We start from the raw sequence: 25,214 nt of genomic DNA on the forward strand, positions 1-25,214 counted from the left end.
ACCGGCCAGTACTCCGGCCAGGCATGGTCTACGTTCGCCAACATGGCCACCGACGAACAGCCCCAGGACATCGGCTCGGCGCAGCACACCCACACCGTCCCAAGGAAGCGCATGGCGGCGACCGTCGTGTTCACCGATCACACAGGCCGCGTGCTCCTGTGCGAGCCCACGTACAAGCAGGTCTGGGAGGCCCCGGGCGGCGCCGTCGAGCTCGGTGAGTCGCCCCGCACTGCCGCCTCGCGGGAGGTCCGCGAGGAGCTCGGGCTGGACCTTGGCCCGGGCCGCCTCGTCGCCGTCGACCACGTCCCAGCCGCCGCCGGGCGCACGGAGGCCCTGGTCCTCGTGTACGACGGCGGCCGGCTGACCGGGCAGCAGACAGCGGCCATCCGTCTCGCCGAGGACGAGCTGCGGTCCTGGGCGTGGTGCACCGTCGACGAGGCGCGCGAGCGGATGCGCCCACTGGTCGCTCGGCGGATCGCCGCCGCACTGCGTGCGATCACCGAGGGTGGCGTGGCCGAGCTGGAGAACGGCCATCCAATCGCCGGGCCGCCCGCCGACCAGGGCTGAACCCGCGGCTCAGTGCCCGCCCCCGACCACCCCGGCCAGCCGCCCGTGCCGCGCCGCCGAGTCCTCGTTCATCCCGACGATCGTCACCGTCTTGCCCCGTGCCTCGTACTTGGCCCGCACCGCGTCCAGCGACGCGACCGTGGACGCGTCCCAGATGTGCGCCCGGCTCAGGTCGATCACCACGTTCTTCGGGTCGCTCGCGTAGTCGAACTGGTAGACCAGATCGTTCGACGACGCGAAGAACAGCTCGCCCTCGACCGCGTAGACCCGCTCGCCGTCGTCGTCCGACACATCCAGCCGCGTCACCGACGTGAAGTGCGCGACCCGGTGCGCGAACAGCACCATCGCCGTCAGCACGCCCACGATCACGCCGTACGCCAGGTTGTGCGTCGCCACCGTCACGATGACCGTCGCGAGCATGACTGTCGTCTCCGACTTCGGCATGCGACGCAACGTGGAGGGCCGGATCGAACGCCAGTCGAACGTCCCGACCGAGACCATGATCATCACCGCGACCAGAGCCGCCATCGGCATCATGGCCACGACGTCGCCCAGCCCGACCACCAGGATCAGCAGGAACACACCGGCCAGGAAGGTCGACAGCCGGGTGCGGGCACCCGAACCGCGCACGTTGATCATGGTCTGGCCGATCATCGCGCAGCCGCCCATGCCACCGAAGAACCCGGTCACGACGTTGGCGACGCCCTGGCCCCACGCCTCGCGGGTCTTGTTCGAGTGGGTGTCGGTCACGTCGTCCACCAGCTTGGCGGTCAGCAGCGACTCCAGGATGCCCACCAGCGCCATCGCCAGCGCGTACGGCGCGATGATCCGCAGCGTCTCCAGGTTCAGGGGCACGTCCGGGAAGAAGAGGGAGGGCAGCGACTCGGGCAGCGCGCCCTCGTCGCCCACGGTCGGCACCTTGATCCCGGCGACGACGACGGTCGCCGTCAGCAGCACGATCGCGACCAGCGGTGCGGGCACGGCCTTGGTCCACCTCGGGAGCAGCACGATGATCGCGATACCGACCGCGACCAGCGGGTACACCACCCACGGCACGCCCACCAGGTGCGTCACCTGCGACAGGAAGATCAGGATGGCGAGCGCGTTGACGAAGCCGACCATCACCGAACGCGGGATGAACCGCATGATCTTCGCGACGCCGAGCAGGCCCAGGACCACCTGGATCACCCCGGCGAGGATGACGGTCGCCACCAGGTAGTCGAGCCCGTGCTCGCGCACCACTGGCGCGATGACCAGGGCCACGGCGCCCGTCGCCGCGGAGATCATGGCCGGGCGTCCACCGAGGAACGAGATGGTGACGGCCATCGTGAACGACGCGAACAGGCCGATCCGCGGGTCGACGCCCGCGATGATCGAGAACGCGATCGCCTCCGGGATCAGGGCCAGCGCCACCACCAGGCCCGCCAGCACCTCGGTGCGCAGCGTCGTCACGGAGCGGAAGGCGGCCCGGAACGAACCGGACGCGGCGGCCTCGGGGGCGCCGGATGCGGGGGAGGTCGCGGGGCCAGGGGCGGCAGGGGTCTGAGGCACGGGAGGCAACTCTACCCTGACGTGAGGGTAGAGTTCGGACGGTCGTGTTGTGGGAGGCTGGCCCCATGGTGCAGCGACCGGTGATCAACGAGGTCACGTTCCACATCGGGGCGGTCGCCGAGCGGACGGCGCTCTCGCTGCGCACCCTGCGCCACTACGACGAGGTCGGCCTGCTCACACCGTCGGGCCGCACCGAGGGCGGCTTCCGCCTCTACACCGAGGCCGACGTCCAGCGCCTGCTGCTGATCCGGCGCATGAAGCCGCTGGGCTTCAGCCTGGAGGAGATGGCCGACCTGCTCGACCTCACCGACTCCCTGGCCCAGGACGACACCCCGGAGGCTCGGGCCCGCCTGGCTGCCTACGTGACCTCCGCGCAGGAGCGGCGCGCGGACCTGGCCCGCAAGCTCGCCATGGCCGACGAGTTCATCGACCTGCTGCACCGGCTCTGAACCACCCTCCGCGCCGTCGGTTCCGGCGTCGTCCCGAAATTCCGTTGGTGCGGCGCTGACCGCTCCGGCAGGCTGCACTGGCATGACCCGCGTACGTCCCACCTGGCCCGACCTGCCCGATCCGATCCGCACGGCGATCGAGGACCGCCTGGGCGCGAAGGTCACCTCCTGGGTCTCGCACGACGGCGGCTACTCGCCCGGCCTGGCCAGCGTGCTCACCACCGAGAACGGCCCGGTCTTCGTCAAGACCGCTTCCCCTGACCAGACCGAGGCTCGTCGGCTGCACCGGAACGAGGCGGTCAAGGCCGCGCGGCTGCCCGCGACCCTCCCGTCGCCCCGCTTCCTGTGGTCCCTCGACGTGCCGGACGACGGCGGCGTCGCCGGCGCGGACGTGCCCAGCTGGGCCGTGCTGGCCTTCGAACCCGTGCACGGGCGCGCGGTGCGCACCGACCCGTGGGACCTCGACGACGTCGACCTGCTCGCGCGCCTCGCCCTTCAGGTCGGCGAGCATCAGGCGCCCGACGGCGACGCGTTCCCCGACTACGCCCAGGAGCCGCGGTCCGAGGCGCAGGTCCTGGCCGACGAGCGCCCGCAGGGACTGGCGACCTACGACCCCTGGCTCGCCGAGCACCTCGACCTGATCGCGCAGGTCGCCGCTCCGAAACGGCAGGCCGAGGCCTTCGGGGGCGACCGGCTGGTCCACGCCGACTTCCGCGCGGACAACGTGCTGATCCTCGGGCCCGACGACCGGCCGCGGGGCGTCGTCGTCGACTGGCCGCATGCCGTGCGAGGCGCGGCGTTCCTCGACCTCGTCGGGATGCTGCCGGCCATGCACGCGCTCGGCGGGCCCACGCCGTCGGAAGTGCTGGACCGGACGCCGCTCCCGCGCGGCACCGAGCCCGAGGCCGTCGCGACCCGGGTCGCGGTGCTCGCCGCCTACTTCGCGCACGGCTCGCTGCAGGAGCCGCCGCCTGGGATCCCGCACCTGCGCCAGTTCCAGCGCGTGCAGGCGGAAGCCAGCATCGCCTGGCTGCAGGAGCTGCTGCGGTAGGCCTGTTCCTGGCAGCCGGGGGAGTGTCAGTGGCTCCGCGTACGTTCCTCGCCATGGGTACATGGAGCACTGACATCCTGGGCAACGACGCGGCCCTGGACACGCTGGGGGCGCTCGCGGACCGCGAGCTCTCGTTCACCGACCTCGCCGACGAGCTGCGGGGCGACTACATCGAGAGCGACGCCGGCGCGGCCGTCCTCGCGCTCGTCGAGGTGGCGCTGGCCGCGCGCGGGCTGCGCGACCTGCCGCACACCGAGGCCGTGGAGGCGGCCCGCGACCTGCTCGACGACGAGCGCGCTACGTGGCTGCTGGAGCAGACGGACCGGGTGCTCGGCGCCGGCTCGGAGGTCTACGAGCTGTGGCAGGAAGCGAGCGAACAGTCGCTGAGCGAGTGGCTCGGCAAGGTCGAGACGTCGATCGAGGACCTGCGGCAGGCGTTGGGGACGGCGGCGCTGGCCGGTGCCGTTGGCGGAGGCTCCGAATGACTGACCACCTCGCCTCTACGGACACGGCGGGACCAGACGACGACGCTCACTTCGGACCCAAGCACCCTGCCTTCGCGGCTCATTTTCGCGACCCTATCTACGACGACCAGGGCGACGACTTCGCGCCGTTCGGCAACGACGAGGGGTGGGACACGCTCGTCAGGACGGCCCAGAGGCTCGATGAGCTCGACAGCAGCACGACCCTGGTGCAGATCGATCCCGAGTGGTTCGTGGACGAGGCTGCCGTCGCTGAGGGTCTCGACGACGACGACGACATGGACATGGCCGACTTCACCATCGGCGCGGGCTTCGCGCTGCTGCGCCTTACGGGTCAGATCGACGACGTCGGCCGCGGGCTGGTGCTCAAGGCGCTGGACGCGCGGGACCGGTTCCAAGGACCGCAGCCCGAGACCGAGCGGATGCGCTTCGACCTGCTGTCCTTCCAGCCAGGGCTGAGTGACGGCGCCGCGCCCCGACCGGGCACACCCGGAGCCGCCCGGACTCTGCCAGGATTCCCGTCGTGACCAGTTACTTCGCCCGGTACCAGGCCGGGGAGCACGACGACGTGTGGCGCGACCTGCGCGCCCTGGGGATGACAGCGTTCGACGAGCCGCACCGCGAGGACGCGCAGGCCGTGGCGCGCGAGATGGCTCTGCGGGCGCGCCGGAACGTCGAGACGATCGTGGACCGGCTCCAGGCCGACGGCTTCGTCGCGGCGCAGAACGACGACGAGGCCACGCCGCGCGCGGCGCACTTCCCACCGTCCGACGGCGCGTCCGCCCTGGCCGACTGGATGGAGGCGACGTTCGGGCCGGTCCCGATGACGGTGTCGGCGTGGATCCGCGAGGTCGGGGACGTGTGGCTCGTGGGCGAGCACCCGCGCTGGCCCGAGAGCGTGCTCGCTGACCCGCTCGTGGTCCAGTTCGAGTTCATCGCGGACGGGGGCGGCGCGCGCGACTACTACACCGAGGAATGGCAGAACTGGCAGGACGACGCGGACGACGTCGACTACGAAACCGAGCCGTTCCAGATCGACTACGCCCCCGACGCCCTGCACAAGGCCAACATCAGCGGTGACGGCCCGTACGGGATCCAGCTGCCGGGCGTCGGCGTCGACGGGCTGGTCGGTCCGACGCTCTGGTTCGTCGACGACCTCAACAACGCGTTCGCGGCCGGCGGGTTCCCCGGCGAGCTGCGTGCGGAGGGGTACGTGGACCCGCCGGCCGGCCTGCGCGAGGGCCTGGCACGAGACCTGCTGCGGCTCTGACGTGCGCAGTCATCCGGACGAGGTTCCAGCATGAGTGCGGTCGACGACGCCCCGCTGGGCCTCGTCCTGCACCCGGACGCCACACGGTCGGTCCAGATCCCGGCCGAGCCGGCGGCACGCGACGCCCGGGTGATCGGTTACCTCCACGACCCCGCGGAGGCCGAGATCGTCGAGCTCACCGATGACAGCTCCGTCGCCGTGCTCACGGCCCGGGGAGAGCTGCACCCCCTCAACGGTTCCCGCGAGCAGCTCGACGAGTTCGTCGCCGCCTTCGCGGAGTACATCGGCTCCGGTCCGCGCCCGACGCCGCCCACCGTGCTCAGCGCCGCGGAGGCCGCCGAGAAGCTCGCGCAGTTCCGAGCGGGCATGATCAAGCCCCGGCCGGCGCCAGTCCCCGAGCGGTCCCATCGCGACCGGGTGCGGCGGCTGCGCCGTCGGCTCGTGACGGTCGAGAAGCCCGCCCTGAAGCCGGGATCGTGGTGGCACACCCAGCTCGAACAGGCCCGGGACGACCTCATCTAGGCCCTGGTCCGAATCCAAGCCTTGGTCCGAATCTGAGCCCCGGTCAGAACAGCGCGTCCTGCTCCGCGCCCGACCCCGTCCCGGCCGGCGCGGCTACGGGGGAGGTGCTCGCGGTCCCGGCTACACCCGCCGCCGCCCGCCCCAGGTCCCAGCCCGCCAGCAGGCCGGTGTCGACCAGCAGCACGCCACCTCCTGTCGTGGAGTCGCCTGGCGTCGTGGGCCCCGCCGACGCCAGGTACAGGTCCCGGCCGACCCGGCAGATCACCTCGCCCGCGACCGTCACCCCGGGCCGCAGCGGGTCCAGCTGCCGAGTCGGCACCACGCCGCCGTCCGCCAGCCCGTAGCCAACGGTGTGGTCGGCAGGTTCGGTCGGATCCCAGGCCTGGCCCGGCGGCCAGTCCAGCGCGGCGGCCCGCCCGACGACGGCGGAGAGCTCCGCGGCGCGGGACGACGCCGTCCCCGGCGCCGCGCGGGCAGCTCGCTTGCGCGCGGTGTGCACCTGCTGCGGCAGCCCGAGCGCCGTGGTGAGCAGCGACTCGCACCGACGGGCGGAGACCAGCGTGCCCGTCGAGAGGAACAGCGACGACAGCGCGCCCTGCTCCAGCAGCCGCGCCTGCCTGCGCTGGGCCGCGGTGATGCCAGCCTTGACCACGCTGCCGTGGTGCGCGAGGTACACGCGGAACTCCCGCGGGTCGTCGAGCCGGGTGTCCGTGGCGACCGACCGGGTGCGGGCGATCGCCGCGCAGGACTCGCACTGGCCCGACTTCGCCCCGGCGTCGAGCAGCGCCCCGCCGGAAGGCGTCGCCGACACGCACGGCACCCGCCGTCCCTCCCACCACAGCCCGAGGCACCGGCGGTCCGTCCCGACGGTCAGCGCCAGGTTCGCCCCGACCGGCAGCGGGCTGGTGCGCGTGCCGCCCGCGGGGGTGAGCCACTCCAGCCCGGCGCCGTCGTCGGACCAGACCAGCCCCGTGGGGCGCCAGGCGGTGCGTTCCTCGGACACGGCACGACTCTAGGGCGAGCCTCCGACGCCGAGCCAGTACGGCCTCCGCGGCACAAGATGGTGTTCTACGCGGAAGGACCGACGATGACGACGATCACCGTGCTGGGCGGCACCGGCACCATCGGCACCCAGGTGGTGCGGCTCCTGCGCGCGCGGGGCGACGACGTCCGGGTCGCGTCGCGCGCGAGCGGCGTCGACCTGGTCACGGGCCAGGGTCTGCGCGAGGCGTTCGACGGCGCCCAGGTCGTCGTCGACACCGCCAAGACCGGCTCGCTGGACCCCGCCGGCATCGACGAGTTCTTCGCGCGCGCCGGCGAGCACCTCACGCGCTACGAACGCGAGGCCGGCGTGCAGCACCACGTCATGCTGTCCATCGTCGGGTCCGACAGGGCACCCGACGTCCCCTTCTACGCGGCCAAGGTGCGCCTGGAGGACGCCGTCCGCGCGGGTGAGGTGCCCTGCACCATCCTGCACGCCACCCAGTTCTTCGAGTTCGCGCCCACCATCGCCCGGGCCTCGGCCGGGCCGGACGGCGGCCCCGCGCGCCTCGCCCCGGTCCTCGTCCAGCCGGTCGCCGGGGCGGACGTCGCCGCGGAGCTCGCCCGCCTCGTCGACGGACCCTCGCCGATGCCGGACCTCGACCTCGCGGGACCCGAACGGTTCGAGCTCGACGTCTTCGTCCGCGCCGCGCTGGCGCACCTGGGCGAGGCCGGCGCCGTCGTCCGCGATCCCGACGCGACCTACTTCGGCGGGATCGTGGACCGCGGCGCGCTCCTGCCCGGTCCTGAGGCCCGGATCGCCCCGACCGCGCTGCGCGACTGGACCGGCGCGGTCGGGCGCACCATCGGCGCGCTCCACACCTCACCGGCCGATACCTGAGCCGACCCCCGTCACCACTCCCCGCCCAGCGGGTGGTCCTCGTCAGCGAAGATCCCCGCGAGGATCCTGTCGCGCTCCGGCTCCGGCGGCGCGACGCCGTCGCGCTCGGTCGCCCGGCGCACCGCGTCGTCCTGCGGGTGGAAGCCGATCGCATGCCCCGGCCCGAGCGGGAACCAGCCCGGCCCGTTGTCGGAGACGCCCCAGACCACGTGGTGCCCGGGCCGGTCGAGCGCGGCCACGGCCTCGACCAGCCGGGCGGCATCGGCGGGGGAGAGCCACAGGGCGACCGAATGGCCTCCGGCGACGTCCGGGCTGAAGGCGCAGATCCGCGCGCTCACCACGGTCATGCCGAACCGGTCCGCGTAGACGCTGCCCAGCGCCTCGCCGGCGGCCTTGCTCATGCCGTAGAACGTGTCGGGCCGCGGGTGGAGCTCGTCGACCGCCGCGGCCTCGGCGGGCGTCGCGTACCCCACCGCGTGGATCGAGCTCGCGAACAGCACGCGCGGCACGCCCGCGACGTGCGCCGCCTCCAGCGTCCTCTGCGTGCCGTCGATGTTCACGGCGACGATCTCGGGCCACGGCCGCTCCCACGGATGGGCCGCGAGATGCACCACCAGGTCCGCGCCCCGGAACGCCTCGTCCAGGGCGCCCGGCTCGGTGATGTCGCCCGCGAACCACCGGTCCCGCTCGTCCCGGTCGGCGGGCACCTCCCGGTCCAGCAGCCGCAGCTCCCGCCCCGGACGCCGCAGCAGCGGCGTGATCGCGCGGCCGATCCGGCCCGCCGCCCCGGTGATCGCGACCACCTGGGTCTCCTCGTTCGACATGCTCGGGCTCCTTCGTCCGACCGGTGATGACGAGAGGCTAGTTGACGCCAGGCCGGTCGACCGTCACGCCCACGCAGGCAACGACCTGCGGCGACGCGAGACGGCGACACGAGACGGCGACACGACACAATGGCCGCATGAGCACCCCGCGCCGCCCCGCGCACCCGGACCAGCCCGGTACCCACGCCACCATGACCCCCGAGGAGCGCGAGGACCTCGCCGAGCGGCTTCGCGAGCGCGTCTACGTCACCTTCGCCACCCTCGCCGTCACCCTCACGCTCCTGGCGCACGCCCACGGGCTCGGCGCCGGGACGGCCGCCGCCTCGCTCACCATCACCGCCGTCGGCACCGTCGCCGCCGCCTGGCTCGCCGAGCTCATCTCCCACCTCGCCGCCCACGGCGGGTTCCCCGACCGCCACCACCTGGCCGCCATGACCCGCACCAGCGCCGGCGCCCTCGTCACCCTCGTCTTCCCTCTGCTGGCCCTCGCGGTCGCCGGCCTCGGCTGGTGGGAGGTCACCACCGCCCTGCGGGTCGGCGTCGGCGTGCTCATCGCCACCCTCGTGCTCATCGCCTGGCTCGGCATCCGCCGCACCAAGCTGCCCTGGCCCGCCCGCATCCTGGCACTGGGCGTGCTCGCGGCGCTCGCGGTCGGGGTGGTCGGGCTCAAGCTGCTCGCGCACGGCTGAGCGGGGCGCCCGGGCGGGCCTTGTCGGCCCGGGCCCCCGACTCCCGACGTCGGAACCCACCCGCGGAGTCGATCACTTTCGGACATCGTGTTGACGCCAACATTTGACGGGTGCCAGCCTGTTCCGCGGCGGTCCCGCAGGGCCCGCCGGAACGCAGAGTCGCGTTTCGCGAGGCCGGCGGCGCCCGTCCTCGCGTGTCCACAGACTTCCGCGTCCACAGACTTCGAGGATGAAGGAGACGGACATGGGTCACCGCCGCGCCCCGCGCAGCAACCGCACCGCACCATCCGCTCGCACCGCAGCTCGTCCGGCAGCCGCTCGTCCGGCGGCCACCCGTGCGGCCCCTCTGGGCGCCGCCCTCGCCGTGGCGCTGGCCGCGGCGGTCGCCGTCCCGGCGGCCCAGGCCGTGGCAGCCGACGCAGCACCGGCCGCACCAGTCGAGGCAGGCACCGCAGCCGCCGCCTACTCCGCCTACCCGCCCATCCTCGACCCCGGCTCCGGCGCGGCCGACTACTTCACGCCGTCCTGGCTCGACGACGGCGGCAACCACATCCAGGCCCACGGCGGCCAGGTCGTGTCCGTCTCGGCTGAGGAACTCGGCGTCGACGCCGGGTCCGTCGTCGAGGGCGAGGAGGCGGGACAGACCGTCTACTACTGGTACGGCGAGGACCGCAGCAACGGCTACTACGGCAGCCCGGGCGTGCACGCGTACAAGTCGTACGACACGAGGAACTGGACGGACGAGGGCGTCGTGCTGCGCTCCGTGTCGAATGCCGCGGAGCTGGAGTCGGACTACTTCGACGCCCTCTACGACACGGTCGACGACGCCGGCGAGCCCCGCGCGGACCGCATCGCCGAGCTCGACTACCACCTGAACACCAACGACGCCGCCGACTACACCACGATCTTCGAGCGGCCCAAGGTGCTCTACAACGGGGCGACCAAGCAGTGGGTGCTGTGGTGGCACTCCGACGGGCAGACCACCCCGGGTGGCAGCATGTACGCGCGCTCGATGGCGGGCGTCGCGGTCTCGGACAGCCCGACCGGGCCCTTCAAGATGACGGGCGTGTACCGGATGCCGAACCGGACCAACTACCAGGCGTGCATCTCCGCGGCCGTGCCGGGGCAGGCGCGGGACATGACGGTGTTCCAGGACGCCGACGGCACCGCGTACATCGTCTACTCCTCCGAGGAGAACCGGACGCTGTACATCGCGGAGCTCGACGCGGACTACACGAACGTCACGCACACCACCGACGTCGACATGGCGGACGCCGGGCAGTACTCGGAGGACGGCCGCTTCCCGTACCTGTTCGCGGACGGCACCGCCGCCGCCCCGGTGCGCGGCGAGGACTTCCAGATCGTCAAGGAATGCGGCGTGCTGGAGGCGCCCGCGCTGTTCCAGCACGGCGGCACGTACTACACGGTGGCGTCGGGCGCGACGGGCTGGGCCCCGAACCCGCAGACCTACTACACGGCCGACAACATCCTGGGCTCCTGGATCCGTGGTGTCGAGGCGGGCGACCAGCATGAGAACGTCGCCTACAACGCCATCCCCGAGGGCGGCGACGGCCTGCTGGCGGTCGGCGACACGCGCCGCACCACGTTCGGCTCGCAGTCGACCAACGTGCTCGACCTGGGCGGCGGCCGCTTCGTCTACATGGGCGACCGCTGGAACGCCGGGGCCGCGAACTCGAACTACGTGTGGCTGCCCGTCACGATCGGCGAGAACGGCCGCGCCGAGATGCGCAACCCCGCCACCGAGGACCCGGCCCGCTGGGCAGACGGCTGGGACGAGAGCTACTGGGACGACAAGGGCACCGGTACCGAGATCTGGCGGGTGACCGACGACGGCGTGCCCGACCAGGTGGCGCCCGGCGAGGACTTCGGCGCGACCCTGCCCGACGCGGTCCCGGTCGAGGTCGGCGGCGCCACCAGTGACGTGCCGGTGACCTGGAGCGCGACGTCGTTCGAGACACGCGGCACGCAGACCATCACGGGCACGCTCGCCGCCGGCGACGGCTTCACGGCGGGCCGCACCTTCACGCGCACGATCGAGGTGCACGAGGACGGCGTCGCCAACCTCGCGCCCGGCGCGTCGGTCGCCGCGTCCAGCCGGGCGAGCCTCGCCCCGACGGTCGTGGACGGCAACGTCAAGGGCAAGGGCTGGGACGACTGGACGTCGTCGGGCTACCCGCGCAACAGCTGGCTGTCGTTCACGTGGCCGCTCGCGCAGGACCTCGACCAGGTCGTGGTGCACACCTACAAGGACGGTTCGGGAGCCACCTGGCCGTCCACGGTCGCCGCGGAGTACCTGGACGCGTCGGGCGCCTGGACGACGACGGACGTGCGCGTCGACCTCGCGCAGGACGCCGCCTCCGCCGCGCCGGTCGCGACGCTCGATGTGTCGGACCTTCCCCGCACGAACGCCCTGCGCGTGCGGCTGACGACGGCGACGAACACGTGGCAGTCGATCTCCGAGGTCCAGGTCTGGGGCGCGGACGACGTCGTCGACCTGTGCCGGGCCGAGGGCACCACGGTCTCGGCGAGCTTCCACCAGACCGAGTGGGAGACCATGCCGGCGGCCAACGCGTGCGACGGCAACGCCGCGACCTCGTGGTCGACGTGGTCCGGCAGTGCCGGCCGCGACGAGGTGACGTTCACGGTCGAGCCGGCCGAGGCTCGCGCCGTCGACCGGGTCGGCTTCACGACGACCGAGGGCACCATCGCGACCGTGGACGTCGAGTACCGCGACGCCCAGGGCACGTGGCACCCGACCACGGCCCAGGACGTGGCGCCCGCCGCGACCGGCGCGCCGACGTCGGTCGAGTTCGAGCCGGTCTGGGCGTCGGCCGTGCGGCTGACGTTCGCGACGCCCGGCTCGTACCTCAAGATCCCCGCGCTCGGGGTCGGCGCGAGGGTTTCCGCCGTCGCGCCCGAGGTGGAGGCGCGATGTGTGGCGCGCGACAAGGCCCAGGTCGTGACCACGGTGCGGAACCTCGGTGACCGCAGTGCGGACTTCGAGGTCCGGACGCCGTTCGGTACCCGCGTGGTGCGCGACGTCGCGCCGGGCCGCACGGGGCAGGCCGTCGTCAGCACGCGGGAGGCCGCGCTCGACGCGGGGACCGTCAGGGTCTCGGCGCGCGGCGAGGCCGCTCTGACCGCGGGCTACCCGGCGTCAGCCTGCGGCTGACGGCTGGCTCAGCCTGACGCCCCTGTCTGACGCCCCTGTCTGCCGGCCCCGTCTGACGGTTGGGCTTACCTTCGAGGCCTAAGTTTCTTGGCTTTCCGGCGTCGGAAAGCCAAGAAACTTAGGCCTCGAAGGGGATGGCGGACGGCGACAGGACGCCGGACCGCGCGTCGGCGTCAGCCCTCGAAGTCGACGTTGCCGCGGCAGGCGACGCCGGGGCTGGGCACGGCGTCCTTGAGGCCGTGGCTCACGAACTTGCCGTAGCTCTGAACCCTGCCGCCCGTCACGAAGTCGTCGTTGAACTCCGGCGGCTGGTTCTCCTGGGCGTCGGGCAGGTCCCTGCCGGAGAACGCGCAGGCCGAGCTGGCCTGGTGCGCACCCGGGACCGGGTCGCCGTTGCCGTTGGTCTCGCCCGCCATGGCAGACATGGCGCCGCCGAGGGTCAGTCCTGCTGTCACGACGCACGTCAGGATGACACGCCTCATGTTCACCACCTCCTCGTGGTGAAGGGCGTCCGGGTAGGTCGGTCGGACCCGGTCCGCCCTCCGGACCTTCAACGTACGTCCGCACGCATGGACCTGGCGGGCCGAGGCGCGGAGATCACCCGGTGCTCGACGGCGCCGCGTGGCCGGTCGTGCGCGGCCGGCCAAGCGTCAGGTGACCAGCCCCGTGCGGTAGGCGTGCACCACTGCCTGCACCCGGTCGCGCAGGCCGAGCTTGGCCAGGATGCGCGACACGTAGGTCTTGACGGTCTCCTGGCTGATCACGAGGGTCGCGGCGATCTCGCCGTTGGACCGCCCGTCCGCGATGAGCCGCAGCACCTCCAGCTCGCGCGGCGTCAGGGTCGTGTCGGCGACCGGGGCCTCGGCGGGCCGGATGCGCGCCGCGTACCGGCCGACGAGCTGCCGCGTCACTTCGGGCGCCAGCAGCGCCGCGCCGCTCGCGACCGTGCGGATGCCCTGCAGCAGCTGGCCGGCGGGCGCGTCCTTGAGCAGGAACCCGCTGGCCCCGGCGCGCAGCGCCTCGTACACGTACTCGTCCAGGTTGAACGTGGTCACCACCAGCACCTTGACCGGCCGCTCGACCCCGGCGCCCGCCAGCAGGCGGGTCGCCTCGATCCCGTCGAGCACCGGCATGCGGACGTCCATCACCACGAGGTCCGGCTCCAGCCGCCGCGCCAGGTCGACGGCGGCACGCCCGTCCGCGCACTCGCCCACCACCTCCAGGTCGGGCTGGGCGTCGATGATCGTCGCGAAGCCCGTGCGGATCAGCGCCTGGTCGTCGCACACCAGCACCCGGATCGGCACCCCGCCGCTCACGTCCGGTCCGCCACGGTCGAGTACGGGCGGGGGACTCGCGCCCGCACGACGAAGCCGCCGTCGTCCAGGCGCTCCGTGTCGAACTCGCCGCCCAGGGTGACCACCCGCTCGCGGAGGCCCGCCAACCCGCGCCCGCTCCCACCGGGGACGGCCGCGGAACCCCGGACCCCGCCCGAGTCCGGGCGTGATCCCGCACCCACACCTGTACCCGTACCCGCCGTACTGATCTCCACGACGATCTCCCGTTCCGTGTGCCGCACGTCGACCGCCGTCGGGGCGCCGTGCGCGTGCTTGAGCGCGTTGGTGAGGGCCTCCTGCACCACGCGGTACACGGTCAGCCCGGCGCTGTCCGCCGGGCCGGCCGGCTGGCCGTCCTCCACCAGCTCCACCGGCTGCCCGGCCCGCCGCGTCTGCTCCACCAGGTCGCGCACCTCGCCCGCCGACGGCGTCCGCGCGGCGCCGTCGTGCCCCGGATCGAGCAGGTCGAGCAGGTGCCGCAGGTCGGCGATGGCGTGCCGGCCCGTGTCGGTGACGGCGCCCAGGGTCTGCCCCAGACGCTCGGGCGCCGCGGTCAGGTACTTCGCCGCCTCGGCCTGCACCACCATCGCCGTGACGTGGTGGGTCACGACGTCGTGCAGCTCGCGGGCGATCCGGGTGCGTTCCGCCACCAGCGTGTCCTGCGCGACCCGGCGCCGGCGTTCCGCCTCGGCTGCCCGGGTGGAGCGCAGCCAGACGCCGACGCCCCATGCCAGCGCCATCGCCAGGTAGAACGTGACGAGCTCGTCCACGCGCTCGGCCCCGGTCAGCCGGTCGAGCACGACAGCGAGCGCCACGTAGGCCACGGTCAGGACGGCGGGGACCACGCGGCGTCGTCGGCCGAGGTGGGCGCCCGTGCTCACGAGGGCGACGCCCAGGGCGTTGCCCGCGAACGAGTGGTAACCGGTGACCTGGGCGGCGGCGAAGCCGGCCGCGACCAGGAGCATGCAGACCGCCGGAAACCGCCGTCGGACCGCGAGGGGAAGGCACTGCAGGGCGATGACGAGAACCGCCCACCCGTCCAGGGGACGGGCAGGCAGCTCGCCGACCTGGGTGCCGTACTCGCGCAGGAACGGGAGGAACGCGAGGCCGGCGAACCCGAGGGCGAGCGGCAGGTCCCGGACGGTGACGTCGAGCCGGCGCCACCGGTCCAGGGCCCCATGCAGGTCGGTCACGCGGGGAGCCTAGCGGCCTTGTCGGCCGCATCGGCGGCGTGGGCGGCCCGGGCGGCGCGGTTCAGCGGCACGATGCGGCCGCGACGGTGGGCGACCACGAGGAAGATCGCGGCGGTGATCACGCAGAACACCACGGAGTAGAGGCTGCCCTCGGGGCCGAAGGCGCCGCCGGTGACCAGCACGTGGCCGGACGTCGTGGCGTCGAGCAGGCCCTGCGGGGTGTCGTTACCGGAAACCTCGGTGCTGAAGATGGCGCTGCCGGCGACGTTCCAGCCGAGGTGCAGGCCGATCGGCACCCAGAGCTTGCGGGTGGCGACGTACGCGGCCGTGAGCATGCCGCCGGCCTCCAGCGCGATGGCGACGGCGCCCCACAGGGTGGCGTTCGGGTTGAGCAGGTGCGCCAGGCCGAACAGGAGGCCCGTGATCGTCAGTGCGACCCAGGTGCCGGTCCAGCCCTCGACGATCCGGAACAGGACGCCGCGCCACATGAGCTCCTCGGTCACGGCCGCCGCGGCCATGAAGCCGAGCAGGCCCAGCGCGCCCGTGGGGGAGCCCAGGCCGTGCACGGTGTAGCTGCCGAGGAAGGCGAGGTTCACGATGACCAGGCCGAACAGCCCGAGCCCGAGCAGCGTGCCCCAGGTCAGCGCGGGCGCCGCACCCTTGAGCTCCACCTCGATGACGGGCCGGCGCTCGGTCACCCGCACGACCCACGTATAGACGACGACGCCGACCACGGCCGTGGCGAGGCCGACGGCGAACGTCAGCCAGGGGTTGTCCTGGACCGCCATGAGGCCCTGGCCGCCGAGGAACGAGATCGCCACAACCGCGATGAGCTGCCACATCAGACGCACGATGACTCCTTGGGAAGAGGCCGCGGCCGGGCGCCGCGTGCCACCCCGAACGCTATGAATTCCCAGGTCAGCAGTCGTCACCGCGGGGTGGACACTCGCGGGTAGCTCGCACGGGGGACAGACTGGGCCGGTGACCGGCAACCTCGACCTGATCCGTGCGGAGATCATCGCCGACCCCGCCAACGCCTGGGCCGCCGAGCTCGGCTGGGAGCCGCTCTACTCGGTGTCGGAGGGAGCCCGGATCGTCCTGGTGGGGCAGGCGCCCGGCCGCAAGGCCCAGGAGAGCCGCAAGCCGTGGAACGACGCCAGCGGCGTCAAGCTGCGCACCTGGCTCGGCGTGACCGACGAGCAGTTCTACGATCCCGACCTGTTCGCGATCCTGCCGATGGACTTCTACTACCCGGGCAAGGGAGCGTCGGGCGACCTGCCGCCGCGCAAAGATTTCGCAGGGCGGTGGCATCCGCGGATCCTCGCCGAGCTGCCGAGCCGCAGTCTCACGGTCCTGGTGGGCAGCTACGCCCAGAAGTACTACCTGGGCGGCCGGGCCAAGAAGAGCCTGACGGAGACCGTGCGGGCGTACCAGGAGTATCTGCCGCAGACCGTGCCACTGGTACATCCGTCGCCGCTGAACTTCCGCTGGCAGGCCAAGAACCCCTGGTTCGAGGCGGACGTCGTGCCCGCGCTGCGGGCGGCCGTGACCGGGGCGCTCGCGGACACGTGACCGGGAGCGCCCCACCGCGACCGGCCCACCACTACGAGTTCACCCGCACCGACTCCCACGCGAACCCGTCCGGGTCCGTGAACTCGCCGACGTCGCCGCCGACCGTGAGCCGGTGCGAGCCCGTGCCCTCCGGCGGCACCCCGGCGTCCTTGGCCAGGGCGGCGCGCTTGTAGAGGCCGAAGCCGATGGGGCTGGAGCCCATCTTGAAGTCGACGTACGAGCCGAAGCTCTTGCCGACCGTCAGGCCGTGGCCCACGTAGAACTTCTTGCTCGCGGACACGTCGTCCGCGCCGACCAGGAGGACGATCTTGTCGAACCGCCGCTCGGGGGGCCGCGTGTCCTTCTTGGCGGAGGTGGCGACCTTCCAGATGGTGCCGTCGGGCGCCTGGAGCACGCCGCCGTGGCCCCACATGGACTTGGCCAGGGGCTTGAGCACCGTGGCCCCGGCGCCGACGGCGGCGTCGAACAGGGCGTGGACGTCACCCGGCTGGTCAGCGACCAGCGAGATGTGGAACCCGCGGAAGCCGGAGGACGGCGTCTCGCCGGCGGTCAGGCGGAGGCGGTCCTCGCCCAGGCCGAAGGCGGCGTCGTAGAAGGAACGGGCGGTGCTGGGGTCGGCCACCTCGAGGGTGACGGAGTCGATGTTTGCCATGCCCACAACGTTAGGGAGCGGGGTGCGGGCAGCGCTTCTCGATTCCTGACCGCCTTCTCCGAGGTGTTCTACGGGGCGTTCTACGGGGCGTTCTAACGGCCGACGACGCCGGCCCGCAGCAGGATCGCGCGCAGTGGCGTCACCAGCACCATGACGAACAGCCAGAGGTACGACGGCACCAGGAGCCCGAGCAGCAGCGCGAGCGTGAACAGCAGCGCCAGGGACAGCGGCATCGCCGCGATCGAGGCCGCCACGGGCAGCCCGGCGGCGGTCCGGGTGCGGCGCTCGACGACGGCGATCGTGAACAGCAGCCAGGCGCTCACCGCGAGCGTGCCGATGTAGGACGCCACGACCTCCCGGCCGGTGTCCAGGCCGCCCGTCAGCGCCGTGACCACGGGCATCACCGTGATGGTGAACAGCCACGCGAGCTGCAGGTTCGTCCGCCGTCGGCCCGCTGAGGTGTCCGCGTGCAGGATGCCGTGGTGCAGGCGCCAGAACATCGCGATGATCACGAAGCTCAGCGCGAACGCGACCAGCTGCCAGGAGTGCTCCCGGACGTACTCGACCACGGTCCGCTGGTCGGCGACCGCCTCCGAGACGCTCTCCATGAGCGGCAGGATCAGCAGCGTCATCGAGATCGCGATCGCGGCGTCGAGGAACGCGATGAGGCGCTCGCTGGTGCGCTCCGGCGGCTGTGCGGTGTTCATCTGGACCTCCGTGCGTGATCCTGCCACGCGGCGTCCGGCGGGGCGCCCGCGGATCGCCGGACGTTTGACGGGATTGTTTACAGCGCTGTAAATTCCGACGGTCGCCGCGAGCAACGGAGTTCGAGCATGGGAGATGCAGCGTGAGTCCAGGTTCTGGTCGTTCCGCCCCGGTCAGCCGGAGGTCCTTCCTGGCCGGCTCCGCCGCGCTGGTCGCGCTGGGCGTGGCCGGCTGCGCGCCGTCGTCGGCCACGTCGTCGTCGGTCGGCGGTGGGGGTGTCGCCCTGCGCTTCTACGAGCAGAAGCAGGAGGTCATCGCCTACTTCGACGAGCTGCTCCGCCGGTTCGAGAAGGAACGGCCGGGCATCACCGTGGTGCACGACTCCACGGTCGCCATCGCCCCGCAGTTCGTGCGCAACGAGCCCGCCGACGTCGGCTGCTTCAACGACAACCTGGAGCTGGCCCGCTACATCAAGCGCGGCGTGCTCGGGGACCTGTCCGACCTGCCGTCGGCGCAGACGGTCCGCACGGACATCGGCGAGCTGACCGACCAGTACGCGACCTACCCCGGCCGCACCAGCGTGCTGCCGTACTCGCTCGCCGCGGCCGGCGTCATCTACAACAAGAAGATCTTCGCGGAGCACGAGCTGCCCGTCCCGGAGACCTGGTCGCAGTTCGTCGACGTCTGCGACGAGCTCGTCGCCGCCGGTATCACGCCGATCTACGCGACCGACCGCGACACCTGGACGCTCTGGCAGGGTCTGTTCGACTACTCGGTGGGCAGCCTCGTGGCGCCGGGCGAGTTCTTCCGCCGCCTCAAGGAGCTCGGGACCGACGTCGGGCCGGACTCGGAGGTCTCCTTCGAGAAGGACTTCGCCGTGCCGATGGAGCGCGCCAAGACCATCTCGTCGTACTTCAACAAGGACCACGCGGTGCGGGCCTACGCCGACGGCAACCTCGCGTTCGGCAAGGGCGAGGCCGCGATGTACCTCCAGGGCCCCTGGGCGCTCTCCCAGATCGCCCTGGTCGACCCGGACCTCGAGATCGGGACCTTCGCGCTGCCCGTCTCCGAGAACCCCGAGGACCGGCAGGCGCGGGTCAACATCGACCTGGGCCTGTGGATCCCGACGGCGTCGACTCACCAGGACGAGGCGCGCGAGCTGGTCGAGTTCCTGATGCGGCCCGACGTCCTCAACGCCTACAACGCCGACAACCTCGCGTACTCGACGCTCAAGGACGCGCCGCCGCAGGAGGACGAGCGGCTGGCCGGGCTCCAGGACTACGTGGACCGCGCCGCCTTCTACCAGGGGGCCGGGACGTTCGTGCCGACGTCGATCCCGCTCGGCAACTACCTGCAGTCCGCGATCCGCAGCGGCAACTTCCAGGGCATGCTCCGCCAGCTCGACGCCGACTGGCGCCGGCTCGCCGGACGGGAGGCCACGGTATGACTGACACAACGATGTACCAGAGCACGACGGCGGCGGGGCGCCCGGCGTCGGCCGGCCGCACGGGCGGGCGCTCGGCCCGGCGCGCGAAGGGCCGGCGGGTGGAGCCGCTGTACTACGTGTTCCTGGTCCCGACGCTGCTGATCTTCACGGCGTTCGTGATCATCCCGGCGCTGATCGGCATCTTCTACAGCCTCACCGACTACGTTGGGTTCGGTGACTGGTCGTTCCTGGGGTTGCGCAACTACGCCGCGTTGTTCAGCGACCCGCGCATCCTCGAGTCGTACGGGTTCACGCTCGGGTTCGCGCTGGTCACCGTGGTCGTCGCCCAGACGATCGCGCTCGCCCTGGCCGTGGCCCTGACCCGGCGCATCCGGTTCGCGACCACGCTGCGCACGGTGTTCGTCATTCCGATGGTGGTCTCCGGGATCGTCGTGGCGTACGTGTTCAACTTCCTGTTCTCCAACTCGCTGCCCGCCATCGCGACGGCGGTCGGGTTCGGGCCGCTGGAGGAGAGCATCCTCGGCAACCCCGACCTGGCCTGGCTGTCCATCGTGATCGTGTCCGCGTGGCAGACCATCCCGGGCGCGCTCCTGGTCTACACGGCCGGGCTGACGTCCATCCCGAGCGACCTGTACGAGGCGAGCGCCCTGGACGGCGCCACGCCCTGGCGGCAGTTCCGCTCGATCACCGTGCCGCTCATCGCGGGCTTCATCCTGATCAACACGATCCTCGGCGTGAAGGGGTACCTCGGTGTGTACGACGTCATCGTCGGCCTGACCGGCGGCGGCCCCGGCACGGCCACCAGCAGCGTCGCTATGACGATCTTCGGCGGCTTCACCGGCGGCGACTACGCCTACCAGATGGCCAACGCCACCGTGTTCCTCGTCGTCACCGCGCTCATCTCCGTCGCCCAGATCGTCGCCACCCGTGGAAGGGCGGTCCAGCTGTGACCACCGTCGAAACCTCTCGCGCTGACGGCCCCCGCGCGGCCGGCTCGCGCCCGTCCGCCCGATCCGCACGCCCCACCAAGACGGGCCGGGTGCACCGCACCAACTGGCCGCTCACGATCGCGCTCGGCCTCGCGACGCTCACCGTCTTCGTGCCGCTATACGTGACGCTGTCCATGGCGTTCAAGACCAGCGGGCAGTCCGCTGATGGGAACGCGTTCTCGCTGCCGGCGCCGTTCAACCCGGCGAGCTTCGCCGAGGCCTGGTCGCTCACGCGGTTCCCGGTCTCGTTCGGCATCTCGCTGGCAGTGGCGGCGATCGCCGTGCTGCTCACGCTGCTCCTCAGCTCGCTCGCGGCCTACGCCATCGCCCGGAACTGGGACCGCCGGTTCTTCCGCTGGTCGATGATCTACCTGCTCGCGGCGCTGTTCCTGCCGTTCCCCGTCGTCGCGCTGCCGCAGATCCAGCTCACGGCGTTGACCGGCCTGGACAACCCGCTGGGCGTGGGGATCCTGCACGCGATGTTCCAGCTCTCGTTCAGCGTGCTGCTCTACACCGCGTACCTGCGCTCCATCCCGATCGAGCTGGAGGAGAGCGCGCGGATCGACGGCGCGAGCACGTGGCAGATCTTCTGGCGCATCATCCTGCCGCTGCTCGGGCCCATGAACGCCACGGTCGGCATCTTTGCCTTCCTGGCGTCCTGGAACGACTTCATGATGCCGTCGCTCATCATGTCCGACCCCACGTTGCAGACCCTGCCCGTGGTGCAGAACATCTTCCAGAGCCAGTTCGGCACCAACTACAACGTCGCCTTCGCGTCGTACCTCATGGCGATGGCGCCGACGATCGTCGTCTACCTGTTCGCGCAGCGCTGGGTGATCAGCGGCGTGACGCAGGGCGCCGTCAAGCACTGAGCCGTACCGTCCGAGCGAGCACCGCAAGCACCGAGGAGTTCCATGCAAGAGATCGTCGACAGCCTGTCCGTCGTCCGGCCGCTGCCGGAGGCCGCGCCCCGGGCGCGGTCCGAGCAGCAGGTGCACGGCGCGGGCTGGCGCATCACCGTGCTGAGCGACGGCGTCTTCCGGGTCGAGCGCTCGGCGGACGGCGAGTTCGAGGACCGCGCCTCGACGTTCGCGATCCGGCGCGACCTGCCGCCGGCCGAGTTCGCCGTCGAGCGGGTGGGCGACGGCGTCGTGGTCACCACGGCGCGCGCCCGCCTGCGGTACGACGGCGGGGAGTTCTCGGCGAGCGGGCTCGTGGTCGAGATCCTCGGCAGCGACTCCGGGCGCTGGCGGTACGGCGAGCCCACCCGCGACCTGGGCGGCACGGCGCGCACCCTGGACGATGTCGACGGCCGGGTCGACCTCGAACCCGGGGTCGTGTCCCGCGACGGCATCGGCGTGGTCGACGACTCGACGTCGTTCCTGTTCGAGGACGACGGCTGGGTGGGCTCGCGCGTGCCCGGCCGCAGCGACCTGTACGTGTTCGCGTTCGGCCGCGACTACACCGACGCCGTCGGCGACCTCTACCGGGTCTCCGGGCACCCGATGCGGCTGCCCCGCTGGGCGCTCGGCAACTGGTGGAGCCGCTACCACCCCTACAGCGACGAGTCGTACCTGGCGCTCATGGACCGGTTCGACGAGGAACGCATCCCGTTCTCCGTCGCGGTGATCGACATGGACTGGCACCGGGTCGACTCGGTGCCGAAGTGGTTCGGCAGCAGCTGGACCGGCTACTCCTGGGAGCCCACGCTCTTCCCGGACCCCGCCGCGTTCCTCGGCGCGCTGCACGAGCGCGGGCTGCGCACCACGCTGAACCTGCACCCGGCCGACGGCGTCCGCGCCTTCGAGGACGCGTACCCCGCCATGGCCCGCGCCCTGGGCGTGGACCCGGACACCGAGCAGCCCATCCCGTTCGACCCGGCCGATCCGGCGTTCCTCCAGGCGTACTTCCGGGAGCTGCACCACCCGCTGGAGCGGCAGGGCGTCGACTTCTGGTGGATCGACTGGCAGCAGGGCCGTACCTCCGGGATGGCGGGCGTGGACCCGCTGTGGGTGCTCAACCACTTCCACCACCTCGACGCCGCTCGCGACGGCAAGCCGGGCATGACGTTCTCCCGGTACGCGGGCCCCGGCAGCCACCGGTACGCCGTCGGGTTCTCCGGCGACGCCGTGGTCTCGTGGGAGTCGCTCGACTTCCAGCCCGAGTTCACCGCCACCGCCGCCAACATCGGCTACGGCTGGTGGAGCCACGACATCGGCGGCCACACCCGCGGCGTGCGCGACGACGAGCTCGCCACCCGGTGGGTGCAATTCGGCGTCTTCTCGCCGATCATGCGGCTGCACTCGGCGAACAACCCGTTCATCCGCAAGGAGCCGTGGGTCTTCCCGCCCGAGCACCGCGCCGCGATGGACGACGCGCTGCGGTTCCGGCACCGGATGGTGCCGTACCTGCACACGATGAACCACCGCGCCGCCGCCGGGGTGCCGCTCGTGCGGCCGATGTACCACCTGGAGCCGCGGCGGCAGGAGGCGTACGAGGTGCCCAACCAGTACGCGTTCGGCAGCGAGCTGCTGGTCGCGCCCGTCACGACGCCCCGCGACGACGCGTCGCTGCGGGGTCGCGTCAAGGTGTGGCTGCCCGAGGGGCTCTGGACCGACATCTTCACCGACGCCGTCTACCAGGGCGGACGCACGGTCGAGATGCACCGGACGCTGGGGTCGGTGCCGGCGCTGCTGCGGGCAGGCGGGATTCTGCCGCTCGACGGCGGTGTGGAGCTGGACGCGACGCGCAATCCGGAGACGCTGGAGGTGCTGGTGGCGCCGGGGGCGTCGGGGGAGTTCGTGCTGGCGGAGGACGTCGAGGGCGGGGCCTGGGCTGGGGCTGGTGCTGGTGCTGGTGCTGGTGCTGTGGATGCTGGCGGGAGCGGTGCTGGGACCGACGGCTTCGCGGGGACTGACAGCTTCGCGGGGACTGACGGCTTCGCGGGGACTGACAGCTTCGCGGGGGCGGGCGGCGTCGGTGGCGGCCCGGCCGCGCGGACCGCGCTGACGTGGGACCGCGAGCGCGGCGAGTTCCGGATCGAGCCCGTGCGCGGCGACGCGTCGGCGCTGCCCGCGCAGCGGGAGTGGACCCTCACGTTCCTCGCGGCCCGGCCCGAGGGCTCGGTGACGGTGAACGGAACGATCGTCTCGGTGGATGGCGTCGACGGGCGGTGGAGCGTTACCGCCTCCTCCGCGCCCACGGCCGAGGTCGTCGTGCGGGTCGAGGGCGGCCCGCTGCGCATCGGCACGGACCGGACCGAGGCGGCCCGCGTGATCCTGGAGTCCGCGCAGTCGGCGAACCCGGAGAAGCTCGCGGCCTGGGACATCGTCAGCAGCCCGCGCGGCGCGGCCGAGAAGATCGCGGAGCTCTCCGCCGTCGACCTGCCGGCCCAGCTTCGCGCGGCCCTGGTCGAGCAACTGGCGGCGGTAACCCCGGAGGCCTGACCTCGGCGGCCTGACCTTGAGCGGCTGACTTCGTGCGTCTGACCTCGCGCGCCTGGCCCGACGGCCTGACCTTGTGCGGTCGACCCGGCGGCCTGGCGCTCGTGCCGCACACCAAGTTCGGCACGTCTCCCGAGTGCTCGGCAGTTGGCATCGAGATCGGCTCAGCCCTGGACCGATCTCGATGCCAAGTGCCGACCGCCAAGTGCCAGGTGCCGAGCTCAGCGCGACGCGGCGCCGCCCACCGCGTCGCCAGCCCCCACTCCAACCGCCGGCGCGCTCTCGCGGAACTCGATCGTGTGGCCCACCGTGACGTGCCGGCCCGGGCCCGCGTAGCCCTCCAGGCGCTCCAGCAGCAGGTCGAGCGCTCGTTCGGCGAGCGCCCGGGTGTCCGGGGCGACCGACGTCAGGCTCGGCGCGGTGCTCGCGCCGAGCTCGATCGCGTCCCAGCCGATCACGGCGACGTCGCCCGGCACGTCCAGGCCGTGCCGTCGCAGGGCGCGCAGCGCGCCGATCGCCGCGAGGTCGTCGCGGCACAGCAGCCCGTCCAGCTGGAGCCCCGCGGTCAGCGCGGCGTCGAGGGCCTCCTCGGCGTCGCGGGCGTCGCCGTCCTGCCGTCGCATCACGAGCAGCTCCGGGTCGGCGGGCAGGCCGGCGTCGGCGAGCGCCCGGCGGTAGCCCTCGATCCGGAGCCTGGACGTCCACGACATCCGGTCGGTCTCGTGCCCGAGGAACCCGATGCGGCGACGTCCGGCGCGCACCAGGTGCCCGACGGCGTCCCGGGCGGCGGCCACGTTGTCGATCGCGACCTGGTCCGCGCCCTCGGGCTGCGGGTCCTCGCCCAGGAAGACGATGGGCATGCCGTGCCGCTCGCCGTCCAGCTCGCGGGCGGGCAGGACCTGCGGCTGCATCACCATCGCGTCCATGATGCCGGCCTCGCGGTCGCGCAGCACGGAGCGCTCGCCGTCTGCCGTCGCACCTGTCTCGGCGAGCAGGAGCCGGTAGCCGCGCGACTCGGCGACCCGCGCGAAGACGTGCGCGAGCTCGGCGAAGTACGGGCGGCGCAGGTCCGGGAACGCGAGCCCGAGCATGCTCGACCGTCCCGTGGCGAGGCTGCGGCCGGTGCGGTTGGGCCGGTAGCCGAGCTCGTCGATCGCGGCCTGCACCCGCTCGCGCATCCCCGGGCTGACGTGCTGGTACCCGCGGACGACGTTGGACACGGTCTTCATCGAGACCCCCGCGTGCTCCGCGACGTCCTGCAGGGTCACCCGGCTCATGTCGGAAGATTACCTTTGGCCCCCGGGACACCGGGAAAGGTCCGCCGCGAGCAGGCGGCCGGGTCTGGTTCCGGGTCCGGAACCCAGCCGAACCGCCTGCTTGCGGCGGACCTTCGGAGAGC

At 72.4% G+C, this 25,214-nt stretch carries 25 protein-coding genes; 15 read left to right on the forward strand and 10 right to left on the reverse strand.

Annotated elements, in window-relative coordinates:
* Positions 1-42: 42 nt before the first annotated feature.
* Positions 43-567 (forward strand): NUDIX domain-containing protein, encoded by a 525-nt coding sequence (locus ACH47X_RS08290; protein ID WP_397403197.1) that lies wholly within the window; start codon positions 43-45, stop codon positions 565-567.
* Positions 568-576: 9 nt separating this feature from the next.
* On the opposite strand, the gene ACH47X_RS08295 is transcribed toward ACH47X_RS08290, so the two are convergent.
* On the reverse strand, positions 577-2,118 hold the full coding sequence (locus tag ACH47X_RS08295; protein ID WP_397403199.1) for a SulP family inorganic anion transporter: 1,542 nt from the start codon (positions 2,116-2,118) through the stop codon (positions 577-579).
* Positions 2,119-2,183: 65 nt separating this feature from the next.
* Here ACH47X_RS08295 and ACH47X_RS08300 point away from each other — a divergent pair, with 65 nt between their 5' ends.
* The 6 genes from ACH47X_RS08300 (at position 2,184) to ACH47X_RS08325 (ending at position 5,892) form a co-directional block, all read left to right on the forward strand.
* The gene (locus ACH47X_RS08300; RefSeq protein WP_397403201.1) at positions 2,184-2,567 is read left to right on the forward strand and encodes a MerR family transcriptional regulator; all 384 of its coding nucleotides are present in this window, start codon (positions 2,184-2,186) and stop codon (positions 2,565-2,567) included.
* Between the two features lie 82 nt (positions 2,568-2,649).
* Positions 2,650-3,618, forward strand: a complete 969-nt coding sequence (locus ACH47X_RS08305) for an aminoglycoside phosphotransferase family protein (RefSeq protein ID WP_397403203.1) — start codon at positions 2,650-2,652, stop codon at positions 3,616-3,618.
* A gap of 53 nt (positions 3,619-3,671) precedes the next feature.
* Positions 3,672-4,103, forward strand: a complete 432-nt coding sequence (locus ACH47X_RS08310; protein WP_397403205.1) for a DUF4259 domain-containing protein — start codon at positions 3,672-3,674, stop codon at positions 4,101-4,103.
* Entirely contained in the window at positions 4,100-4,627 is a 528-nt protein-coding gene (locus ACH47X_RS08315; RefSeq protein WP_397403207.1) for a hypothetical protein, read from the forward strand. Before ACH47X_RS08310 ends, ACH47X_RS08315 begins: the two co-directional genes overlap by 4 nt.
* Positions 4,624-5,370 (forward strand): hypothetical protein, encoded by a 747-nt coding sequence (locus tag ACH47X_RS08320; protein ID WP_397403209.1) that lies wholly within the window; start codon positions 4,624-4,626, stop codon positions 5,368-5,370. The genes ACH47X_RS08315 and ACH47X_RS08320 overlap by 4 nt, the downstream gene beginning before the upstream one ends.
* Positions 5,371-5,400: 30 nt before the next feature.
* Entirely contained in the window at positions 5,401-5,892 is a 492-nt protein-coding gene (locus ACH47X_RS08325) for a hypothetical protein (protein ID WP_397403211.1), read from the forward strand.
* Positions 5,893-5,935: 43 nt separating this feature from the next.
* On the opposite strand, the gene ACH47X_RS08330 is transcribed toward ACH47X_RS08325, so the two are convergent.
* On the reverse strand, positions 5,936-6,895 hold the full coding sequence (locus ACH47X_RS08330) for a DUF2797 domain-containing protein (RefSeq protein WP_397403213.1): 960 nt from the start codon (positions 6,893-6,895) through the stop codon (positions 5,936-5,938).
* An 84-nt stretch (positions 6,896-6,979) separates the two neighbouring features.
* Here ACH47X_RS08330 and ACH47X_RS08335 point away from each other — a divergent pair, with 84 nt between their 5' ends.
* Entirely contained in the window at positions 6,980-7,774 is a 795-nt protein-coding gene (locus tag ACH47X_RS08335; protein WP_397403215.1) for an SDR family oxidoreductase, read from the forward strand.
* An 11-nt stretch (positions 7,775-7,785) separates the two neighbouring features.
* Here the strand turns inward: ACH47X_RS08335 and ACH47X_RS08340 are convergent, their stop codons facing one another.
* Complete coding sequence (locus ACH47X_RS08340) at positions 7,786-8,598, reverse strand: NAD-dependent epimerase/dehydratase family protein (RefSeq protein WP_397403217.1); 813 nt, start codon at positions 8,596-8,598, stop codon at positions 7,786-7,788.
* A gap of 137 nt (positions 8,599-8,735) precedes the next feature.
* Between ACH47X_RS08340 and ACH47X_RS08345 the strand changes: the two genes are divergently transcribed.
* Entirely contained in the window at positions 8,736-9,287 is a 552-nt protein-coding gene (locus tag ACH47X_RS08345) for a hypothetical protein (RefSeq protein ID WP_397403219.1), read from the forward strand.
* A 229-nt stretch (positions 9,288-9,516) separates the two neighbouring features.
* Positions 9,517-12,480 carry a discoidin domain-containing protein gene (locus tag ACH47X_RS08350; protein ID WP_397403221.1) on the forward strand — a complete coding sequence of 988 codons (2,964 nt, stop codon included), beginning with the start codon at positions 9,517-9,519 and terminating at the stop codon, positions 12,478-12,480.
* A 173-nt stretch (positions 12,481-12,653) separates the two neighbouring features.
* Here ACH47X_RS08350 and ACH47X_RS08355 read toward each other — a convergent pair whose 3' ends face one another.
* The 4 genes from ACH47X_RS08355 to ACH47X_RS08370 form a co-directional block, all read right to left on the reverse strand.
* On the reverse strand, positions 12,654-12,962 hold the full coding sequence (locus ACH47X_RS08355) for a hypothetical protein (protein WP_036968252.1): 309 nt from the start codon (positions 12,960-12,962) through the stop codon (positions 12,654-12,656).
* A gap of 168 nt (positions 12,963-13,130) precedes the next feature.
* Positions 13,131-13,796, reverse strand: coding sequence for a response regulator (locus ACH47X_RS08360; protein ID WP_397403224.1), 666 nt, complete (start codon positions 13,794-13,796; stop codon positions 13,131-13,133).
* On the reverse strand, positions 13,793-15,007 hold the full coding sequence (locus tag ACH47X_RS08365) for a sensor histidine kinase (protein ID WP_397403226.1): 1,215 nt from the start codon (positions 15,005-15,007) through the stop codon (positions 13,793-13,795). The genes ACH47X_RS08360 and ACH47X_RS08365 overlap by 4 nt, the downstream gene beginning before the upstream one ends.
* Positions 15,004-15,849 carry a lysostaphin resistance A-like protein gene (locus ACH47X_RS08370; protein WP_397403482.1) on the reverse strand — a complete coding sequence of 282 codons (846 nt, stop codon included), beginning with the start codon at positions 15,847-15,849 and terminating at the stop codon, positions 15,004-15,006. The genes ACH47X_RS08365 and ACH47X_RS08370 overlap by 4 nt, the downstream gene beginning before the upstream one ends.
* A 139-nt stretch (positions 15,850-15,988) precedes the next feature.
* Here ACH47X_RS08370 and ACH47X_RS08375 point away from each other — a divergent pair, with 139 nt between their 5' ends.
* On the forward strand, positions 15,989-16,579 hold the full coding sequence (locus tag ACH47X_RS08375) for a uracil-DNA glycosylase family protein (RefSeq protein ID WP_397403228.1): 591 nt from the start codon (positions 15,989-15,991) through the stop codon (positions 16,577-16,579).
* 31 nt (positions 16,580-16,610) lie between these two features.
* Here ACH47X_RS08375 and ACH47X_RS08380 read toward each other — a convergent pair whose 3' ends face one another.
* The gene (locus tag ACH47X_RS08380; protein ID WP_397403230.1) at positions 16,611-17,231 is read right to left on the reverse strand and encodes a VOC family protein; all 621 of its coding nucleotides are present in this window, start codon (positions 17,229-17,231) and stop codon (positions 16,611-16,613) included.
* A 92-nt stretch (positions 17,232-17,323) separates the two neighbouring features.
* The gene (locus ACH47X_RS08385; RefSeq protein WP_397403232.1) at positions 17,324-17,938 is read right to left on the reverse strand and encodes a TMEM175 family protein; all 615 of its coding nucleotides are present in this window, start codon (positions 17,936-17,938) and stop codon (positions 17,324-17,326) included.
* A gap of 140 nt (positions 17,939-18,078) precedes the next feature.
* Here ACH47X_RS08385 and ACH47X_RS08390 point away from each other — a divergent pair, with 140 nt between their 5' ends.
* The 4 genes from ACH47X_RS08390 (at position 18,079) to ACH47X_RS08405 (ending at position 23,818) form a co-directional block, all read left to right on the forward strand.
* A complete protein-coding gene (locus ACH47X_RS08390; protein ID WP_397403234.1) occupies positions 18,079-19,383 on the forward strand; it encodes an ABC transporter substrate-binding protein in 1,305 nt (434 codons plus the stop codon).
* The gene (locus tag ACH47X_RS08395) at positions 19,380-20,333 is read left to right on the forward strand and encodes a carbohydrate ABC transporter permease (protein ID WP_397403236.1); all 954 of its coding nucleotides are present in this window, start codon (positions 19,380-19,382) and stop codon (positions 20,331-20,333) included. The genes ACH47X_RS08390 and ACH47X_RS08395 overlap by 4 nt, the downstream gene beginning before the upstream one ends.
* An 89-nt stretch (positions 20,334-20,422) precedes the next feature.
* The gene (locus tag ACH47X_RS08400) at positions 20,423-21,244 is read left to right on the forward strand and encodes a carbohydrate ABC transporter permease (RefSeq protein WP_397403238.1); all 822 of its coding nucleotides are present in this window, start codon (positions 20,423-20,425) and stop codon (positions 21,242-21,244) included.
* Positions 21,245-21,286: 42 nt separating this feature from the next.
* Positions 21,287-23,818: a glycoside hydrolase family 31 protein gene (locus ACH47X_RS08405; RefSeq protein WP_397403240.1), complete on the forward strand. Its 2,532-nt coding sequence runs from the start codon at positions 21,287-21,289 to the stop codon at positions 23,816-23,818.
* Between the two features lie 218 nt (positions 23,819-24,036).
* Here ACH47X_RS08405 and ACH47X_RS08410 read toward each other — a convergent pair whose 3' ends face one another.
* Positions 24,037-25,092 carry a LacI family DNA-binding transcriptional regulator gene (locus ACH47X_RS08410; RefSeq protein WP_397403242.1) on the reverse strand — a complete coding sequence of 352 codons (1,056 nt, stop codon included), beginning with the start codon at positions 25,090-25,092 and terminating at the stop codon, positions 24,037-24,039.
* Positions 25,093-25,214: the final 122 nt, after the last annotated feature.

The organism is Promicromonospora kroppenstedtii, from assembly GCF_044389675.1.
GTDB classification, from domain to species: Bacteria; Actinomycetota; Actinomycetes; order Actinomycetales; family Cellulomonadaceae; genus Promicromonospora; species Promicromonospora kroppenstedtii.

Bases quoted from the DNA above. Each gene is read 5' to 3' on its own strand.
- ACH47X_RS08290 (WP_397403197.1), top strand. From the start codon at position 43: ATGGCCACCGACGAACAGCCCCAGGACATCGGCTCGGCGCAGCACACC.
- ACH47X_RS08300 (WP_397403201.1), top strand. From the start codon at position 2,184: ATGGTGCAGCGACCGGTGATCAACGAGGTCACGTTCCACATCGGGGCG.
- ACH47X_RS08305 (WP_397403203.1), top strand. From the start codon at position 2,650: ATGACCCGCGTACGTCCCACCTGGCCCGACCTGCCCGATCCGATCCGC.
- ACH47X_RS08310 (WP_397403205.1), top strand. From the start codon at position 3,672: ATGGGTACATGGAGCACTGACATCCTGGGCAACGACGCGGCCCTGGAC.
- ACH47X_RS08315 (WP_397403207.1), top strand. From the start codon at position 4,100: ATGACTGACCACCTCGCCTCTACGGACACGGCGGGACCAGACGACGAC.
- ACH47X_RS08325 (WP_397403211.1), top strand. From the start codon at position 5,401: ATGAGTGCGGTCGACGACGCCCCGCTGGGCCTCGTCCTGCACCCGGAC.
- ACH47X_RS08335 (WP_397403215.1), top strand. From the start codon at position 6,980: ATGACGACGATCACCGTGCTGGGCGGCACCGGCACCATCGGCACCCAG.
- ACH47X_RS08340 (WP_397403217.1), bottom strand. From the start codon at position 8,598: ATGTCGAACGAGGAGACCCAGGTGGTCGCGATCACCGGGGCGGCGGGC.
- ACH47X_RS08345 (WP_397403219.1), top strand. From the start codon at position 8,736: ATGAGCACCCCGCGCCGCCCCGCGCACCCGGACCAGCCCGGTACCCAC.
- ACH47X_RS08350 (WP_397403221.1), top strand. From the start codon at position 9,517: ATGAAGGAGACGGACATGGGTCACCGCCGCGCCCCGCGCAGCAACCGC.
- ACH47X_RS08355 (WP_036968252.1), bottom strand. From the start codon at position 12,962: ATGAGGCGTGTCATCCTGACGTGCGTCGTGACAGCAGGACTGACCCTC.
- ACH47X_RS08370 (WP_397403482.1), bottom strand. From the start codon at position 15,849: ATGTGGCAGCTCATCGCGGTTGTGGCGATCTCGTTCCTCGGCGGCCAG.
- ACH47X_RS08380 (WP_397403230.1), bottom strand. From the start codon at position 17,231: ATGGCAAACATCGACTCCGTCACCCTCGAGGTGGCCGACCCCAGCACC.
- ACH47X_RS08385 (WP_397403232.1), bottom strand. From the start codon at position 17,938: ATGAACACCGCACAGCCGCCGGAGCGCACCAGCGAGCGCCTCATCGCG.
- ACH47X_RS08395 (WP_397403236.1), top strand. From the start codon at position 19,380: ATGACTGACACAACGATGTACCAGAGCACGACGGCGGCGGGGCGCCCG.
- ACH47X_RS08405 (WP_397403240.1), top strand. From the start codon at position 21,287: ATGCAAGAGATCGTCGACAGCCTGTCCGTCGTCCGGCCGCTGCCGGAG.
- ACH47X_RS08410 (WP_397403242.1), bottom strand. From the start codon at position 25,092: ATGAGCCGGGTGACCCTGCAGGACGTCGCGGAGCACGCGGGGGTCTCG.